Raw genomic sequence first — 17,453 nt, forward strand, 5'->3', positions numbered from 1 at the left:
ATGGATATATTTCAAACGATATCATCCTTTCGCTAATTATTTTTCGGATGCGAACACTTCTTTTCCAATCATAATGGCTGACATGGCCTTCGGCCACCCCGCATAGAAAGCAAGATGGGTCATCGCTTCAATCAGTTCTTTTTCAGTCAGGCCATTTTGTATTGCCAAATTCAAATGGTTTTTCAACTGCTGTGTATTTCCGCCGCTGATTAAGCTCGCTACAGTAATCAAGCTGCGATCACGTGGAGAAAGCTCCGATCGCTTCCATACATCTCCAAACAAAACTTCGTCGGTTAATTCCACTAACTTAGGTGCAAAATCTCCAATCGCTTTCTGAGCAATGGTAAGTTCTTTTGAATCAGACACGTTATATTCGCTTCCTTTCATTCTTATCATATAAAATATTCCAAAAATTTTCCTGGAAAATCTAAGCTCATCCCTATTATGCTACAATTTAAAAAGAATCGTTATCCCATTCGTCTCGAATGGTTGCCTATTTCTCTCGTCCCCCCTTACGCAATAAATGTATGCTACATTATAATGAAAATCATCCCGAGTAAAGGCACTAGGAGGAGAATATGATAAGACAAATAAATAACCAACAGAATGAAATCGCAGAAGTGATTGAACGGCATGCGGTTCAAGACGGCGTTTACGAGTCCGCGATTCCCTCTTTATTTATAATTCGCGCCTCACAAGTAACTCAACCCGTCTACAGAATCTACAAGCCATGCTTCTGTTTCATCGCTCAAGGTTATAAAGACATATTGCTGGCACAAGAACGGTATGAGTATGGACCCGCAGACTATCTGATTTCGTCCATGAACTTGCCGGTCATTGGTCACGTCATAAAAGCTTCTCCTGATGAGCCATATTTGAGTTTGAAGCTGGAGTTTACACAGAATCAAATATTAGAGGTGCTGAATGAAGGGAATATACAGATTGTTCCCCAAGAAAGTACAAAGCGGGCGATGTTTGTCGGCGAGATAGAGTTATCCATGTTGGATGCGATCGTGAGATTGGCTCGTTTACTGGACAAACCGAATGACATTCCGTTTCTGGCTCCTTTCTATACGAAAGAAATTTTGTATAGACTTCTTCAAGGGCAGTACGGGATTACGTTGGCACAAATCGCGATGGAAGGTAGCAGCACCTACCGAATCCGGGAGGCTATCGATCAAATTATCAATAATGTCGATAAGCCTTTGCGAATCGATGAGCTTGCGGAAACAGCAAATATGGGGACTTCTACGTTTCACAGACACTTCAAAGAGGTAACTGCAATGAGCCCTCTGCAGTTTCAAAAACAACTTCGTTTACAGGAAGCCCGGCGCCTATTAATGTTTGAATTAACAGATGCTGCCGACGTGGCTTTCCGCGTAGGCTATGAAAGTGCATCCCAATTCAGCCGTGAATATTCTCGTATGTTTGGTTATCCGCCAAGAGAAGATATAAAACGCTTAAGGGAGAGTTACGACCAAAGAGTTCAATCTTGAGTCAAGCAGAACAGGGAGCAGCAGCCTTTAGGCTGATCGCTCCCTGTTTAACGTTACATTATTTGATTATTTCGTTAAAATAAGTGGAAGCGAGAGGTTTAGGCAATCATTCGAGAAGAATGGGATAACTATCGCTTCGTCATCAAGTCCATAATAAAGAACAGGATTGAATTGACTTGCACATAATTATAAAAATGGAGGATTTTATATGCAGAAAGTAATTTTGAACAATGGTGTTGAGATGCCGGTACTCGGTTTTGGAGTTTTTCAAATTCCAGATGCTAAGGAATGTGAACAAAGTGTTTATGACGCTATTATGGCAGGCTATCGTTTGATTGATACCGCGGCCTCTTATCTAAATGAAGAAGCAGTTGGCAGAGCGATCAAACGGAGTGGCGTGGCTAGAGATGAATTATTTATCACTACAAAACTTTGGGTCCAGGATACAGGGTATGAACGCTCAAAGAAAGCATTTGAAAAGTCTTTGAAAAGATTGCAATTAGATTATTTGGATTTGTATTTAATTCATCAGCCATTCGGTGATGTACATGGATCTTGGCGAGCTATGGAGGAATTGTATCGTGAAGGAAAGGCCCGTGCAATAGGCGTTAGTAACTTTCATGAAGATCGCCTGATCGATTTGATTATTCATAATGAAGTAGTCCCAACAGTAAATCAGGTTGAAACACACCCTTTTCATCAGCAAATAGAGAGTGCAAAATTCATGAAAGAGAATCATGTTCAGATTGAGTCCTGGGCTCCTTTTGCCGAAGGAAAAAATAACTTGTTCCAAAATGAAATCTTATTATCTATAGCGGAAAAGTATAATAAATCCGTTGCTCAGGTGGTTTTGCGTTGGCTGACACAAAGGGAAGTTGTTGTGATTCCAAAGTCGGTTCGTAAAGAAAGAATTATTGAAAACTTCAGCATTTTTGATTTTGAATTAAGACAAGAAGATATGGATTTAATTAGTTCGTTAGATACGAAACAGAGCCTATTCTTCTCACATCGCGACCCTGAAATGGTAAAATGGATCGGTAACCGTAAACTTGATATTTAATCATACCTATAAAATAATAGGCCATGCTCATGAAGATGGCAGACTAAGAAAACAGCGAAAAAAACTATACAAAATGCGACACCGTCTGGAAAATCGAGATCGGGTGTCGCATTTTTTTGCCTACTGCCAGGATTTACCGAAAAGCCTTAAGTTCTTCAGTGGCGACCGATTTCTCGTGGGCTTGGCCGGTTTATATCAGAATAATTCTAATTAGTACTCCCCTCAAGGAGCGAGTTTGTTCAGTAATACGGTTCCATCATTAAAAATACGACTACTCCAGTAAAACTGACATATAGCCAAACAGGCATGGTCCATCGAGCAATGCGCCGATGCTTTTGAATTTGATTCGTCCATCCCCAAACAAGGGTGAATAGGGCTAGCGGTACGATGATTGCGGCAAGAATGCTGTGCGAAATTAAAATAAAGAAATAAATGGGTCTGATCATACCTTGGCCGCCAAATGTCGCTGTTTCTGAGGACATGTAATGAAATGTTAAATAAGAAACCAGAAATAATAACGTCGAGGTAAAGGAAGCAAGAATGAACCCTTTGTGCACCCCAATGTTTTTTCTCAAAATTGCAATTAAGCTCGATATCAAAAATATAAACGTAAAGCTATTTAAAACTCCATTTATTCTCGGGAAGATGGCTAAATCAAATTTGATACTTCCTTTGTATCCTATCGGTGAAAAAAACAAAAGAAGTATAACAAAATTTACAATCAAGGACGTTACAATTATAGGAATCGTATAATTTTTATTATTGGCTGGTTGATCATTTGAGTTCATTTGATCCAAACGCTCCTCTGATCGGCGATTTCTTCGATGTTGAATCCTCTATACATATTTCTTAATGCTGCTGTTTTTATTTCTAAGAAGGGGCTGTACGCCATGTGGGATATTCTCGGTAACAAATTGCTTTAAAATCTGATATCCAAGCTCTCTCGGCAGAGTCGCATCCTCGATCACGAGCGATCTAAGATACTCGTGAAGGGAAGCCGGATGCAGCGACTTGAGCAAGTAACCTTGCGCCCCGCTTTTCAAAGCTTCAAAAAAATACTCAACGTCAGCGCTTTCCGCCTGCAATACGACTACCATTTGGGGATTCATCTTTTTCATTTCTTGGATGGTCTGTGTACCCTTCATATCGTGTAATTCACCCGCAACAAGCGCAACCTCCGGCTTTAATGAACCGGCGAGTGATATTGCATTCCTTCCGCAGTCCGTCTCTGCTACGACCTCAAACAGCGGATCCAGCTCCAGCAGATACTTGATCCGCTCTCGATGCTCTTGCGATGGTTCTGCAAGCAACACTCTGTTGATATGGCTCACCGCTGCACAACCCCTTTATGGAACCTTAAACCCTATGCCTGTTCCTATTATCGCATTTTATGTGTTTAGTCGAATGGCCCGAAGTGGCTATTTTGCTCGAAAAGTATGACCATTCAGTGGCGAAATGCTTAGTCCCCCATTTCGCCGATGAGTTGTAACTCAATTTGCTTCATCTTATAAAAATAGCCGTTTTGCTCCATCAGCTCTGAATACGATCCCGATTCGATCACCCTTCCTTGCTCCACGACTACAATTTTGTCCATTCCTTCCAAGCCATTAAGCCGATGACAGATTAGCAGAAGCGTATCTCCGGCAGCCTGTTCGTATAGGTGTGTCAAAACACGCTGCTCTGTCACATAGTCCAGCGAAGACGTCGGCTCATCCAGCAGCCACAGCTTTCCATTGCGAAGCATGGCCCGCGCCAGGGCCAAGCGCTGCTTTTCGCCATCCGATAAATTTTCTCCCTTCTCGTACACGGGGTCCGTTAATGAAGCGGTCGGCAATTGCACTTTAGCGAGGATATCCAACAGGTCGCCGTCAGAATGGTTCTCATCATCCATTAGCAGGTTATCCCGGATCGTTCCCCGGAAAAAATGGCTTTGCTGCAGCACGACATTAGCCGTTTTCCAAATGCTCGTCTCCTCCAGCTCTTGTACCGATATGCCGTTCAGCCGCAAATCACCGTCCGTCTGCGTACGCAGCTTGAGCAACAGCTCAATCAGCGTGGACTTTCCTGAACCGCTTGGTCCGACAATCGCCGTTTTGGATCCCGGTGGAATTTGCAGCGAAAAGTTTTTCAACGCCGGCCTCCACTCCCCTTCATAGTGAAAGGAAACGCCGGATAGCTCAATAGAAATGGCATGGTCGGTATTCAACATACGACTTGGCTGCACCGGCTGGACGACAGGAGTTAAACCTGCTTCCGTCAGCCGCTTGGCTGCATGTTCGCTATCTTGCTTATATGCTGGCAGCGTGGCCATAGCCGCCGCTTCTTCAAATACAGTTAATGAAGCCATGACAAGCATAGCCAGATATACGCCAGCTAGCGTTCCATCCGATATCAGATACGCACCAAGTGCCAACACCCCCCAGGAAATCAGATAGGTGACAAAGGCATGCATCGATTGTCCGCGCAGCAACTGTCCGGCCGCTCGCTGCTGCTCGGCTGCCAATGCAGCGGAAGCTTGGCGAAGCTGCTGTTCCCGCTGTGCAAGCTGCCCATAAACTTTAAGATCCCGGAAACCATACAACACCTCTGTTAGTTCCGTAGACAGCAGCGCCCGCTGATTGCGAACATGCCCATTGATTTTCCGATATCCCAGCAATACGATTCCCGGCACGGCCCATACGGTCCCCAGCATACCGAGCAGCATCAAGCATGCCATCCAGAAAGAAAAGGAGGCGGTAGCCAGCATTGTCGTCAAGAACACCATAACAACAATGATCGGCGGATACGCGACACGTAAAAAATAGTGCTGCAAGCTCTCTACATCCCCAACGATTCGCGCAAGCAGATCCCCGCTTCGTTTATTACTTAAAATGCCCGGCGTTAAAGGAATAAGCTTGGCAAAAAAGGATGTTCGCAATCGGCTAAGCATAGAGAACGTCGCTCTATGCGAATATAATCGCTCGCCATACCGACTCATCGCTCGAATCAAACCAAGCAGCTTGACCAAGGAAGTAAGTACAATCAGCGTATAAAGCGGAGGTCCAAACACCGTTTGCGAAATTAGATATCCGCTCGCAGAAAAGAGGATCACACCGGCAATACCGGCGATAAATCCGCCTAAAATCGAAAGAATAATATCCTTGCGCTCCCGAAGCATAGCTTGGAACAAAATAGCCAGCTCGTTCATCCCGGCACCCCTTTGCGTTGGGCATCGACCATCTCTGCATACGCAGGCAGGCGTTTCATTAGCTCGTCGTGATGTCCCGAGTCCACTAGGACGCCATGGTTCGATAAACAAAATGTTGTCCGCATGTCGAATGGTATACAATCGGTGAGCCACCGTAATCATCGTCGCCGATTTTGCCAAGGCTGCAATCGAATGCTGCAGGATGCGCTCGGTGTGAAGATCGAGCCCAACGGTCGGCTCATCGAACAAAATAATAGAGGGTCGCTTCAAAAAAGCCCGCGCTACGGCAAGCCGTTGCTTTTCCCCGCCGGATAATCCTCTGCCGCCTTCACCGACAGGGGTATCCAATCCCCGTTCCAGTTGGGATACAACCTTGGAAAGACCCGCATCCGCATCCGCAGCCGCCGCCTCAATCTCAGCCCTGGAGACTTTCCGCCCGGCACCGATCGCGATATTATCGGCGAAGGTACCTGCAAAAATGTAAGGATGCTGCGTAATGTAGCTAATATGTTCAAACCATATCGTCTCATTCTGCTGAGTAAGCGGGCTTCCATTCACCAAAATGGTCCCCGACGCCGGTTTTAGTAATCCCGCTATAAGATGGAGCAAGGTGGTTTTGCCGGAGCCGCTATGACCGACAAGGGCAATATGATCTCCTGGTTCGAATGGTGATCGAACCTGTATTCAGCTCAAATGAGTCAGGTGCATACTGAAACCGGACACTGTCCAGTTCAATGGCGGGCGGCATTGGAACCAGCTTCTTCGGAAATGTCCGGAGCCCTGTCGGCTGATCTTTCAGATCGTTTCTATCGTTCGTGTCCGCGAGCATGGTTTCAACCTTGCGAATCGCCCCCATACTGGTTCGCCCATTGTGAAAAGCTGTTCCCGAATTCTTTAGCAAGCTGTAAAATTCGGGCACGAGCAACAAAACAAAAAAGGCTGTGTGAAACGACATCGATTTGAAGACAAGCAGTTGAATAGCCAGTTCGAGAGCAACAATCCCGATGCTCAGCATCACAATCGATTCCAGCATGAGGGTATTCGTAAACGCAATCTTCAAAATATCCATTGTGGCATCGCGGTATTTTAAGCTGCTGCGTTCGATTTCTTGCTGCTGCCGGCGGGCCCGTCCGAATATTTTTAACGTAACGAGCCCTTGAAGGGAATCCAGAAATATACCGGCAAACTCGGCCAACTGCGCATACTTTTCTTCTGATTTATTTTTCGTTTTCATCCCCACCAAAATCATAAAAATCGGGATAAACGGAGCCGTAACCAGCATGATGATCCCTGAATTGGCATGTTGGGTAAACGTAACGACCACAATCAGCACGGGGATCATGACTGTTTCCACCATACGCGGCATGTATTGACTGAAATAACTATCCGTCTCATCCACGGCTTCCAGCGCCATACTGACCTTTTCCCCCGTTTGCCCGCGAAGAGAGGACGGCATGGAAGCATGCGTAAAATGCTGAAGCACGGCTGCTCGCATATTTTCTTTGGCGGCTGCTGCCATTTGCAAACCAACAGCCCCGTTCCCATATGACAACAATGTACGTATCGCCATCACGGCCAGCAGGATGCCGAGCAGTAGGGCAACCGATGAAAAAGATGCTTTCTCCACAAAGATCCGCTGGACGGCTTCAGCCAGCAATGCGGCCTGACTTACAATAGCGGCGCCTAGTGCGAGCGAGATAAAAGTCAGGTAAATGAGACGTTTGCGTTGGGCGGTCATCTGTGTAGCGATTAAGCTTCTTTTCCCCTTCATCAAACTCAACTCCTTTACGGTAATAGCCTGCGAGTAATCCGCCTACTTTTTCCCTTTCACGTAATCTGCATCGAATAAGAACAGCTTGAAAACCAAAATAAGGGAAGGAATCAACAGACACATGCCCCCGATAAATACGACAACCAGCGCGAAGCCCATTGAGGGTGAGGTGACACTGCTCTGAATCGTAATGTAGGGATCAAGAATATAGGGATACTGCCCAATTCCGTAAGCGAAAAAGGCACAGAAAAATTGCAGCATGATGCAAACAAATGCGAGCCCATAGCGGCGGCCACGGTATAACAGCCACATCGCAATCATGAAAAAGGCAATAGAAAGTGCAAGCAGCCACCATAAATCCATCATATTTTGATAATGCCGCTCATTGTGCTGCCCCAAATAAATAAAGGCCGTCAGGGCGATAATAATCGCCGGTGTGCTCCAGAACAGCGCATAGGTCCGCATAAGCTTTAACGCAGCTTGATCCTCTGCCCGTGAAGCGTAAAATGCCAGAAAACAAGCGCTAATAAACAAGACAGACACAATCGCCAATCCAACGATGCTCCACGACAACGGGTTGGTAAATAAAGCCCAGTAATCCAGAGAAACCGTCTGAGCCTGCTTCAAGATAAAGCCGCCTTCAGACAGGGCCAGCGCCATGGACAACGAAGCCGGGATCAGCAAACCGGATGCGCCGTACAAAAACAGATAGACGATATTATTTTTGGAACCATAGTTTTCAAATGCATAGAACGAACCTCGAATAGCAAGCAGCACGATTGCAATACTCCCCGGAACAAGCAGCGCCGAGCCATAGTAATAGGCCGTATCTGGAAAAAATCCGATCATGCCGATGTAGAAAAAGACGAAAAATACATTTGTGATCTCCCATACGGGCGACAAATAACGAGAAATCAGACGATTAATGAGGTGATCCTGCTTGGTCAGGCGGGCATAAAAGGCAAAGAACCCGGCTCCAAAGTCAATGGAGGCTATAATAAGATACCCGTACAAAAACAGCCAAAGTACCGAAATCCCAATCAAATCGTAGCTCATCAGGCATGCGCTCCCTTCCCTGTCCTCTTATCGTCCGCATGCTGCGCCCACTTCTCCAGCTCAGTTTCTGCCGGATTATTGTTGAATAAGCGCCGAAGAACAAGAACACTACCCACGCCTAATACGATGTAAAGAAGAAGGAAGAGGAAAAATAGAATTCTCACGCTTGACGATGTCGTCGCCGCTTCTTCTACACGCATATATCCTCGTAAAATCCACGGCTGCCGCCCCAGTTCAGCGTAAAACCAACCCAGCTCGACTCCCAAAAATGCGAGCGGTGCAGCTAAAGCAATAATGCGGAGCAGCCATTTGTTGTGCTCATTGCGTTTTTTCCAGAATGTAAACAGGAAATACAGAACGGATATGCCCAGCAATGCAAACCCGATGCCGGCCATCAAGTCAAACAAGTAATGTACAACGAGCGGAGGTTGTTCGTCCGGAGGAAATTCATTCAGACCTGTTACTTTCGCATTGAAGTCTCCAAAAGCCAGGAAGCTGAGCATCTTCGGCAGGTGAAGTGCGCCTGTAATTTTATGCTCGGCATTAAGCCATCCTAATACAATCAAATCCGCACCGCTCTCGGTCTCAAAATGCCATTCCCCCGCAGCCAGTTTTTCCGGTTGGTGTTCGGCCAAAAATTTGGCAGACACATCGCCAGCAAACGTGTTTAGCGCACCGAACAACAGGACAACCGTCATCATAAGCTTCAGTGCTTTTTTGTGATATCCCGTAACTCCCTTTCTAAGCATCGTAAAGGCTGCTATGCCTGCCAGCAGAGCGGCTCCTGTGAGATAGGCCGAGCTTAGTACATGGAATACCTTCGAGAACGTCGCCGTATTCAGCATCGCTTGCACCGGGTTAACGGCTGTAAATTGTCCGCCTTGCATGGTAAATCCTCCGGGTTGATTCATAAAACCATTTACCGTCGTGATAAAAACAGCGGACATGCCTGCCCCTGCGACAATGGGGATCGTGAGCAGCCAATGAATGTATGGGTTCTTGAACCGTTCCCACGTATACAGATAGATGCCTAGAAAGATAGCTTCAAAAAAGAATGCAAACACCTCCATGAATAACGGAAGCGCAATAACGTTCCCCGCCAGCTTCATAAAATTCGGCCACACCAGTGCCAGCTGCAGTGAGATTGCCGTGCCTGTTACGACACCGACGGCGACGGATATAACAAATCCCCGCGCCCACCTCTGAGCCATCAGTGTGTAGTGAGAATCTTGCTTGCGGATACCGATGAGCTCAGCAATCGCGATCATGAGAGGGGTACCGACACCAATCGTCGCGAATATCATATGGAACCCTAGTGTCATTCCTGTCACCAGCTTGCTCCATAGTACCGTATCAATTCCCATTCCTTACTGCCTCCCCTCCAAAGCCATTTGTAATCAGGTTCGATTTTATCCCTGTCCTTTACTCAGTTCAATCGCGGTCACAGCTTCTCCCTTAATCGTTCAAGAATGGAACAATTCTTTCTAACAGTTCAATGAAAAATGCACAAAAAGCCCGATCGGGCTATTGAATCGGGCTTGCTTATCGTGATAACTTTATCTGTTTCTTTGTTCTTGATTCCAATTATTTTGTTAAGTCCGTATCTTTAACATCCATCATGTAACTTCTGACCAGCCTCTCCACGTACTTCATATATCGTTGAATGGGGTCGGCGCTGCCAGTCAATCTGCTTGCCATAATGGCTCCCTCCAGCGAGTCAGTCAGAAATGATGCCAATTCAATAGCGTCTGTGTCCGGACGAATCTCCGCATTTCGAATCCCCTGATCTATGATTGACCCCACGAATTGAACCATAGCCTGATAAGCTTCATGAGCTTTCTGCTGAAGCTCAGGGAACGAACCATCACTCTCTACCGCCATATTCAACAGTGGACATCCCCCAGGAATCGGAGGGTTGTTCACAGCATCCTGATAAACTGCAGAAACTTTCATGAGCTTATCAAGCACATTCGTTCCTTCTTGCTCCGCCTGAACAAAACATTCAAGCAATATCCCTTTTGCCCGCTCAAAAGCAGCAAGTACAATCATTTCTTTGTTTTCAAATCGTCGATAGATCGCACCCTTAGGTAGTGCAGCTGCCTGCATAATATCCTGAATTGATGTTTGTGCAATGCCTCTTGTATTAAATAAGAGCATAGCCTCGTTTATAATTTTTTCTCGTACATCGTCTGGCTTATTCATGTTTCTCTCCTCATCATGTAAGCTCATCAGGGTTGTTTTATTTATATTGTCACAAAATTCACAAAGCTGTCTATTTGCAAATAAGCCGTCCTAAAGTATACTGAATCTCACCGAACTGGACGGTTAGGTCCGTAAATCCTATGCCTATTAAAGCGCGTTACCCTGCAAGTTAACTTCTATGCCCAATAAAAATGCCGAATCATACTACGCTAATTCTAACTTAAGAGAAGGTGGAAGGCTATGCCGTTCTTTAAAGCGGTGCCAACGGAGAGGAATTGTCAGCAGGCCGCTTGAGAGCTCGGACAGCAGGTGACAGCATTTGTTCGAAAGCCGAGCGACTTGGCACAACACCCACGGCTGAATATTGTCATTAGCCGCATCTTGGAAGATGACGAATACCTAAGGGAGGTGGTTGCCTCAAATAATGGAGGCAGCCATGTCGCGTCTTATTTCTGCCATGAAGGCAGATAGCGTACAACGGCTTGTAATGCCACTAAGCGATGGCGCTGACCACACACCAAATATACGAATTTGGGGATTCGTTTAATCGAAAAAACACTATCGGCGGGAACCGCACCGGCTGGGAGCCGTACAGAGCGGGCCGGAGAAAGCTGCGCGGATTGTGAAGACAACTTTCGCTCTAAACAACATGTAAAGGAGTTGCGCCATGACGATTAATCACAGTTTTTTGTTCTCGCTTCATTGCTGGTTTTCCTCTTCACTGTTCACATTCGCCGGTTTCCGTTTTGCCCGGCTGCGCAGTGAACGTGATTCTCGCCGATTGATAGGTAACGCGCATCGGGCTGATGAACGCTAAAAGTGCTTTCCGCCTCCTGATTACCGTTGCTGCAGCCTTCGTCTTCTGGACGCTCTTGAATCGTTTCGCCCTGGATCCTGATGCGTCGGTTTTTTTGAGCCACAAGACCAAGCTCACCCGTCCGATGAACTTACCAGTCTGGCTAACTATGCTGAACGTTCACGTCATCTTCGCCTGCATCGCAATCGCTGCGGGCGCCATAAACTTTGCTAGTGCCAAGCCCCGTAAGTATCGGAAGACGCATCGTATTCTCGGCTACGTCTATGTCGCCGCCGTACTGGCCGTATGCATCACATCAGGCTATATGGCTCCTTTTGCAACCGGAGGCAAGGTCGTGAGTGTAGCCTTCAATTTGCTTAATATCATTTGGATATTTATCACAGTGAACGCATACTTGCATATTCGACAAGGACGGGTTAAAGACCACATCCGCTGGATGATCCGCAGCTACACGTTCTGCTTTACCAATCAGACGATACATTCGCTTATGTTTCTCTTCATCAATGCGATGGGAATGAGCTATGAGGCCGGATACACGGCGAGTGTTATGGGAACGATCGTACTTCTTTTCTTGGCGGCGGAATGGATCATTCGGAGACGAAAGGCTGGCGGGAGTACGGTGTCGTTTTGAGGATAATACCAGCGCAGCTGAAACAGACCGCAAAGTAGAATGAAATATTTGGAATCCACTTCATAAAAGCCTACCCGGTTGAAATGAAAATGAAGGCCATTGAAATGAGGGTAGCGGGTGTACCCGTGAAAGTAATTATGGAGCAGCTCAACATACGAAATAAAACTCAGATCGAGACGTGGATGAGGTGGTATCGCGCTGGAGAAAGCCATCGACTTGAACAGCCAGCCGGTAAACAATATAGCTACGGAAAGGGTCCCGAGCATGCCTCAGAACTCGAAAAATTGAAAGCCGAGATTCGGTTTCTGAAACAACAGCTGGACGTGCTAAAAAAGTACAAGGAACTGAAAAGGAGGTGGTATCACCAGAGGTCGTCATCCCATGGATGGAGTCCATTCAAGGAGAAGTAGGCGTGTCTCAAGCTTGTGCATGGTTAGGGGTTGGCTCGTTCAACGTACTATCGTTGAGGGCTACAATACCGCGTCAAGGTAAAGAAACGCAATGCAACGGGACAGCCTGCTCATCTCGCCGAACATCTGCTGAAACGTCAATTTCAAGCTGATGAACCGATGCAAAAACTAGTCACAGATATTACTCATTTGCCATTTGGCGGGAAAACATTGTACCTGTCGAGCATTTTAGACTTGTTTAATGGAGAGATCGTGGCTTACAGTATAGCTGACAAGCAAGATACATCGTTTGTTCTGTACGCTACACCAGCTCCCAGATCAACCTGGTATGATGCTGCACAGTGACCAGGGCAGCGTATACACGTCTCAGGCATACCGGGATGCTGTAAAAGGAAAAGGCATTAACATGAACATGTCCCGCAAGGGAACGCCCGCTGATAATACCCCCATCGAATCGTTTCATTCCACACTAAAGTCTGAAACGTTCTATCTCGAACAGTTTGTACAACGACGGCAATCTTTGAACAAACTGTTCGAGACTACATTACCTACTATAACTCAACTCGCATTCAAACGAAACTAAATAACCAGTCGCCGGTTGATTTCCGACGACTGGCTGCTTAAACTTGCAAGGTGTTTTGATTCCTGTCTCACAAACAGGGGGCAGTCCCCTCCACTCTGAAATTTTATTAAATCGAAAGAGCCGCGAAAGTACGCGGCTCCCGTGAACATCATATAATTGAGAGGCATTCATACCAACCCGGAGACAATAGCATACCGGATCGCCTGGGCCCTGTCCTTAAAGTCCAGCTTTTCATAAATTGCGCTGACATGATTTCGTACCGTACCTTCAGCTAAATGAAGGTGGCGTGCTATTTCACGATTATCTTCACCTAGCCCGATATGCTGCAAGACCTCAATCTCCCGCTGCGTTAACCGTGAGAGTGCATCGCCGGACACCGTCAAATCCGCCTTACGACGGCGCGTTACCTCATCGACAAGCTTGGTCGTTACCTGTGGCGAAATCAGCGTCCCTCCGGATTGAACCCGCAGGATAGCATTGGTCAATTCTTCAGGCTCGATATCCTTGAGAAGATACCCTACTGCACCGAACTGAAGCGCCTCAAACACATATTCGTCATCATCGAACGTTGTGAGCACGACAATTTGTACCTGATTGCCTTCTTCCCTGAGCTTTTTGATGCATTCCACGCCGTTCATAATGGGCATTCGAATATCCATCAAAACGAGATTGGGACTGCAGGAACGGATCATATCAAGCGCTTCCAATCCATTGTTGGCAAGTCCAATTACCTTAGCGTTCGGAATCCGCAGCTCGATAACTGTCTTCAAATTTTCCCTGAACAACCGTTGATCATCCACGATCACTAAGCGAAGTGATTCCATCGTCTTCCTCCTCCTGATTAAGCGGAAGCCATACCCGCAATGTAAAACCGAAGCCTGATTTAGAGGAAATCGTAACCTTCCCTCCTAAAGAGGCGATCCTCTCATGGATACCCACCAGCCCGAACCCACCGCTCATCACATCCGAGCCTTGGCCGTTATCGCGGACGGTTAATTCGATTCCGTCAATCTCATAATAAAAGGTAACCAATATTTCCGTGGCACGGCCGTGCCGAAACGCATTCGTCAGTCCCTCCTGAACGACTCGGTAAAAGGCGTCCTCCATATTTTTGCCTGGAAATTGAGGCACCTGACCAAAATTCGTAATTACTTTAATCCCTGTGGCTTTACTGAATACCTCTATCAAATTTTTAACGCTACCGAGTCCGCTGACCCCATCATCCTCGCTTGGTCTCATTCCACGCAGAACCCGCCTAATGTCCCCAAGTCCGCCGCGAACCAGACTACGGGCATGGACAATAAAATCCGGTACGTCCTTGTTGTCTACCAGCAGCTGCTCACGGTAAGCGTCAAGCAGGGAGAGCAGATTCGTTAGCGTATAGGCTACGGTATCATGGATTTCTCGCGCAATCCGTGTCCGTTCTTCTGTCAGCGTTACCTGCTTTATATCCGCGGCCAGATTCTGCAGATTAATGTTGGTCTCCGCAATGAATTGACTGGAGTAGTTCAGCTGCTCCAATATCTTCATGCTTTGCGCATGCAAACGGCGCTCCCGTGCTAGAAAAAAACCGGCATATCCGGCAACCGCATACATTACATACGTTACAAGCAGGGATCCCACATCCACCAAATGAGAAGCAGTAAACCATAACGAGACTTGCATCTTAGATAATAGTAATGTATAACCGCAGTTTGCAAGAAACGTATAAATGGCAATCCACAAAGGGAGAAACAGAAAGGATTCATACAGCATCCAAGCTTGCAGCACGCCCATAATCTGAGGGTCGGAAGCCGTAGGGACAGCAAGAATAGAGTTCATTATTATCCGGAACATCATGATTCCAATGCGTGTTCTGCTATGCCTGACCATCGGCAGACAAGCGGATAAAACCGCCGACAGGATCATAAAAGTTGCAAAGGGATAGGACCACGTCAGTGGAAAGCTTTGCCACAGCTGCTTCTGCCAATAAACAAGCAGCACGCCGGCATGGATGAAAGTGCTTACTAAAATAAAAAATACGCTGTTTTTATTATCACTCATCGTTCATTCACCTGGGTGCTTGTATTTATCCGTTCATTATACTTGTGAAACTTCAATAGCTCAACCCAATAGATAAAGAAAACAGGCTGGCTGCATAGCCTCTTCCGGGCATAACAGCCAGCCTTCTTCCTTACAACCAAGCATTCAAGCCTTCCCAGCGAACCGTCCAGGAGCCATCCTTAGGAAAGCCGGGAGCTGCTTGATCGTCCCCTCCCTGCCAACCGCACGCCATCATAGCTACTGCTGCTAACAGCCCGCCATTTCCAGGCAAATAAGCGGTTAAATATGCCTGCTGGTAGTTGTGCCCGTTGCGCAGATACGAGTTTTTTGCCGTGTCCATAAGCAGCGCGTCAACAGCTATGTTTCCTTCACCCAGTCTCGCTGCGGTCATTGCCGTCATAGGAAAATCCCAGCCCCAGGACGTTGGCCACTGCCATTCTTTCAAGACCTTATAAAGCGTATTTTTCATTATCTCCAGACGAACCGATTTACCTGGAAGTATGCCTAGTGCTCCAAGCATGGACGGATGATCCGTATTCGACCTGGTGTAAGTGTCTGGCGCATTCTCATGGGCCAGATACACACCGTCCGCTTGCGGTAAATCGGAAAGATGCTCGCAAATGTGGCTCCACTTTGCTTCGGGAGGCAGACCGAGCCGCTCTCTCCAAGCTTGTGCAAGCTCAAGTCCGTGTCTCCAGTATTCAAGCTCGAAGGTTGGATTCCAAGCAGCTTCCGCCTTATGCTCCTCCTGCGCCGGAATTACAGGCGGTCCCAGTACATAACGGCTCCGTTCAGGCTCCCATACGGTGAAGGAAGCCATAAATTCGGCCGTCATCATTACCACCTCGCGGAAATAAGCCAAGGTTGTCTCATCAGGCTCAGCCAGGTAGCACAACTCCGCATAGACGATCGGATGCGGCTGCTGCCAAATAAGCAGCGGACCGATAGAAGACGGACTGTCATAGCCCTGTGGACCGACCATTTTAGGCCAGCGCGCTCCTTCATAGCCCTGTGACCGCGCAAGCTCAATGGCTGCAGGCAGCGTTTTCACATACCAATCCAAGCTTTTTCTTAGCAGTTGGGTCCTGCCCCACAGCGCAAAATGAACTGCATGCCACCAGTGCATTTCCAGGTGAAACTTGCCGAACCAGGTACTGTGCAGCAGGCCCGTCTCCTGCGGCGGCAGTGAGCCTGCGCAGTGGATTGCCGTCAGAAACTGCGAGAGCACAATTCTCCTTTCCAGCTCCATGGCTCTAGGGTCCTTGCTTGCCGCTAATTCTACGGCCCCTCCCTCCGTCCAAAAGCGTTCCCAATGATCCTTACTCCATTTCTCGGTCTCCTCATACCCCGACAACGGCCCTATCTTTTCAGTCGCGCTAAATCCAAGCGTAAATTCGAGCGATGCCGTCGTTCCGCTCGGGCGCAAGCAGTAACGGTGCGTCTCAGTCTGGCTTAGCTCACCATCGGACCAAGCGGCTTTTACACTGTACCGATCGTGGTCCATCGTTCTTCTAAAAACGCCGCTGCTCAAGGAATCTTGTAAGAATTCGGTTTGATGCAGCTCACCCGAAGACCAACTCAAGCCCGTGCTCTCTTGCCAGTTTCTCGAGACCGGATGAGGCGATGGAAACGCTATCGTTACTTCAAGACGGCCCAGCGTAAGCAGAGGCGATTCAATGCGTACACTGAGCTGATCCGCGTGCGGATGGCAGCATGTGTGCACCGTTATGGAAACGCCATCCACCCGGAAACGGCTGATCAATAAGCCGCTCCATAAGTCCAGCGTTTGCTCGATATCATGAAGCTCTTCCAGCTTCACCTGCTTATCGTCCGCTGTAAGCAGCCGAAGTCCGATTTGACCCAATTGGATCCGGTGCGGATTTTGTCTCAGCCAATGAAACGCTTCTTCCTGACCTGTATCATCTACAGCATAGCCAACCTGGCGTCCATAGGTATCGTAATCGGTTAACCGAATATCCTGCGGACGATAGCGGGCTGGATCTCCCGAGCTGTGCCAGCCCCACTGCGATTGCGTGCCAAGCGGTACTTTATAGTGCTCTGAAAAACTTTGCAGTCCGGTAACGTCTGCGGTAAACGCGAACTCCCCGTTGCCTACCGACAACGGAGATACCGGTTCAGGCTTCCCGGACGACGGGATTGTGCCTGCCCACAAGAGCACGACGATCCAACGGATTCT

13 protein-coding genes and 3 pseudogenes are annotated in these 17,453 nt (G+C 47.4%); 5 read left to right on the top strand and 11 right to left on the bottom strand.

The window, feature by feature from the left end:
• Positions 1-36 precede the first annotated feature (36 nt).
• Entirely contained in the window at positions 37-366 is a 330-nt protein-coding gene (locus ACHHV8_RS23270; RefSeq protein ID WP_395161830.1) for a carboxymuconolactone decarboxylase family protein, read from the bottom strand.
• 212 nt (positions 367-578) lie between these two features.
• On the opposite strand from ACHHV8_RS23270, the gene ACHHV8_RS23275 reads away from it, so the two are divergent.
• Positions 579-1,496 carry an AraC family transcriptional regulator gene (locus ACHHV8_RS23275; RefSeq protein WP_395161831.1) on the top strand — a complete coding sequence of 306 codons (918 nt, stop codon included), beginning with the start codon at positions 579-581 and terminating at the stop codon, positions 1,494-1,496.
• A gap of 208 nt (positions 1,497-1,704) precedes the next feature.
• On the top strand, positions 1,705-2,556 hold the full coding sequence (locus tag ACHHV8_RS23280; protein WP_395161832.1) for an aldo/keto reductase: 852 nt from the start codon (positions 1,705-1,707) through the stop codon (positions 2,554-2,556).
• A gap of 239 nt (positions 2,557-2,795) precedes the next feature.
• On the opposite strand, the gene ACHHV8_RS23285 is transcribed toward ACHHV8_RS23280, so the two are convergent.
• The 7 genes and pseudogenes from ACHHV8_RS23285 to ACHHV8_RS23315 form a co-directional block, all read right to left on the bottom strand.
• A complete protein-coding gene (locus tag ACHHV8_RS23285; protein WP_395161833.1) occupies positions 2,796-3,344 on the bottom strand; it encodes a DUF420 domain-containing protein in 549 nt (182 codons plus the stop codon).
• Between the two features lie 48 nt (positions 3,345-3,392).
• On the bottom strand, positions 3,393-3,887 hold the full coding sequence (locus tag ACHHV8_RS23290) for a response regulator (protein WP_395161834.1): 495 nt from the start codon (positions 3,885-3,887) through the stop codon (positions 3,393-3,395).
• 128 nt (positions 3,888-4,015) lie between these two features.
• Positions 4,016-5,743, bottom strand: coding sequence for a thiol reductant ABC exporter subunit CydC (gene cydC / locus ACHHV8_RS23295; RefSeq protein ID WP_395161835.1), 1,728 nt, complete (start codon positions 5,741-5,743; stop codon positions 4,016-4,018).
• Positions 5,740-7,514: pseudogene (gene cydD, locus ACHHV8_RS23300) on the bottom strand (thiol reductant ABC exporter subunit CydD). Before cydD ends, cydC begins: the two are co-directional and overlap by 4 nt.
• 42 nt (positions 7,515-7,556) lie before the next feature.
• Complete coding sequence (locus tag ACHHV8_RS23305; protein WP_395161836.1) at positions 7,557-8,570, bottom strand: cytochrome d ubiquinol oxidase subunit II; 1,014 nt, start codon at positions 8,568-8,570, stop codon at positions 7,557-7,559.
• Positions 8,570-9,934 (bottom strand): cytochrome ubiquinol oxidase subunit I, encoded by a 1,365-nt coding sequence (locus ACHHV8_RS23310; protein WP_395161837.1) that lies wholly within the window; start codon positions 9,932-9,934, stop codon positions 8,570-8,572. Before ACHHV8_RS23310 ends, ACHHV8_RS23305 begins: the two co-directional genes overlap by 1 nt.
• A 220-nt stretch (positions 9,935-10,154) precedes the next feature.
• Positions 10,155-10,772 carry a TetR/AcrR family transcriptional regulator gene (locus ACHHV8_RS23315; protein ID WP_395161838.1) on the bottom strand — a complete coding sequence of 206 codons (618 nt, stop codon included), beginning with the start codon at positions 10,770-10,772 and terminating at the stop codon, positions 10,155-10,157.
• 806 nt (positions 10,773-11,578) lie between these two features.
• Here ACHHV8_RS23315 and ACHHV8_RS23320 point away from each other — a divergent pair.
• The 3 genes and pseudogenes from ACHHV8_RS23320 to ACHHV8_RS23330 all read left to right on the top strand — a co-directional run.
• Complete coding sequence (locus ACHHV8_RS23320; RefSeq protein WP_395161839.1) at positions 11,579-12,220, top strand: DUF2306 domain-containing protein; 642 nt, start codon at positions 11,579-11,581, stop codon at positions 12,218-12,220.
• Positions 12,221-12,303: 83 nt separating this feature from the next.
• A pseudogene (locus ACHHV8_RS23325) lies at positions 12,304-12,559 on the top strand (transposase); the annotation flags it as partial.
• A gap of 134 nt (positions 12,560-12,693) precedes the next feature.
• Positions 12,694-13,254, top strand: a pseudogene (locus ACHHV8_RS23330) (IS3 family transposase); the annotation flags it as partial.
• A gap of 126 nt (positions 13,255-13,380) precedes the next feature.
• Here the strand turns inward: ACHHV8_RS23330 and ACHHV8_RS23335 are convergent.
• The 3 genes from ACHHV8_RS23335 to ACHHV8_RS23345 all read right to left on the bottom strand — a co-directional run bounded on the left by ACHHV8_RS23335 (position 13,381) and on the right by ACHHV8_RS23345 (position 17,429).
• On the bottom strand, positions 13,381-14,037 hold the full coding sequence (locus ACHHV8_RS23335) for a response regulator (protein WP_395161840.1): 657 nt from the start codon (positions 14,035-14,037) through the stop codon (positions 13,381-13,383).
• The gene (locus ACHHV8_RS23340; protein ID WP_395161841.1) at positions 14,006-15,256 is read right to left on the bottom strand and encodes a sensor histidine kinase; all 1,251 of its coding nucleotides are present in this window, start codon (positions 15,254-15,256) and stop codon (positions 14,006-14,008) included. The genes ACHHV8_RS23335 and ACHHV8_RS23340 overlap by 32 nt, the downstream gene beginning before the upstream one ends.
• Positions 15,257-15,386: 130 nt before the next feature.
• Entirely contained in the window at positions 15,387-17,429 is a 2,043-nt protein-coding gene (locus ACHHV8_RS23345) for a glycoside hydrolase family 65 (RefSeq protein ID WP_395161842.1), read from the bottom strand.
• Positions 17,430-17,453 lie beyond the last annotated feature (24 nt).

It is taken from the genome of Paenibacillus sp. TAB_01 (assembly GCF_043945595.1).
Classification (GTDB): domain Bacteria; phylum Bacillota; class Bacilli; order Paenibacillales; family NBRC-103111; genus Paenibacillus_S.

Excerpts from the sequence above, each read along its gene's own strand:
- ACHHV8_RS23275 (WP_395161831.1), top strand. The coding sequence starts at position 579 with ATGATAAGACAAATAAATAACCAACAGAATGAAATCGCAGAAGTGATT.
- ACHHV8_RS23280 (WP_395161832.1), top strand. The coding sequence starts at position 1,705 with ATGCAGAAAGTAATTTTGAACAATGGTGTTGAGATGCCGGTACTCGGT.
- ACHHV8_RS23285 (WP_395161833.1), bottom strand. The coding sequence starts at position 3,344 with ATGAACTCAAATGATCAACCAGCCAATAATAAAAATTATACGATTCCT.
- cydC (WP_395161835.1), bottom strand. The coding sequence starts at position 5,743 with ATGAACGAGCTGGCTATTTTGTTCCAAGCTATGCTTCGGGAGCGCAAG.
- ACHHV8_RS23305 (WP_395161836.1), bottom strand. The coding sequence starts at position 8,570 with ATGAGCTACGATTTGATTGGGATTTCGGTACTTTGGCTGTTTTTGTAC.
- ACHHV8_RS23310 (WP_395161837.1), bottom strand. The coding sequence starts at position 9,934 with ATGGGAATTGATACGGTACTATGGAGCAAGCTGGTGACAGGAATGACA.
- ACHHV8_RS23315 (WP_395161838.1), bottom strand. The coding sequence starts at position 10,772 with ATGAATAAGCCAGACGATGTACGAGAAAAAATTATAAACGAGGCTATG.
- ACHHV8_RS23320 (WP_395161839.1), top strand. The coding sequence starts at position 11,579 with ATGAACGCTAAAAGTGCTTTCCGCCTCCTGATTACCGTTGCTGCAGCC.
- ACHHV8_RS23335 (WP_395161840.1), bottom strand. The coding sequence starts at position 14,037 with ATGGAATCACTTCGCTTAGTGATCGTGGATGATCAACGGTTGTTCAGG.
- ACHHV8_RS23340 (WP_395161841.1), bottom strand. The coding sequence starts at position 15,256 with ATGAGTGATAATAAAAACAGCGTATTTTTTATTTTAGTAAGCACTTTC.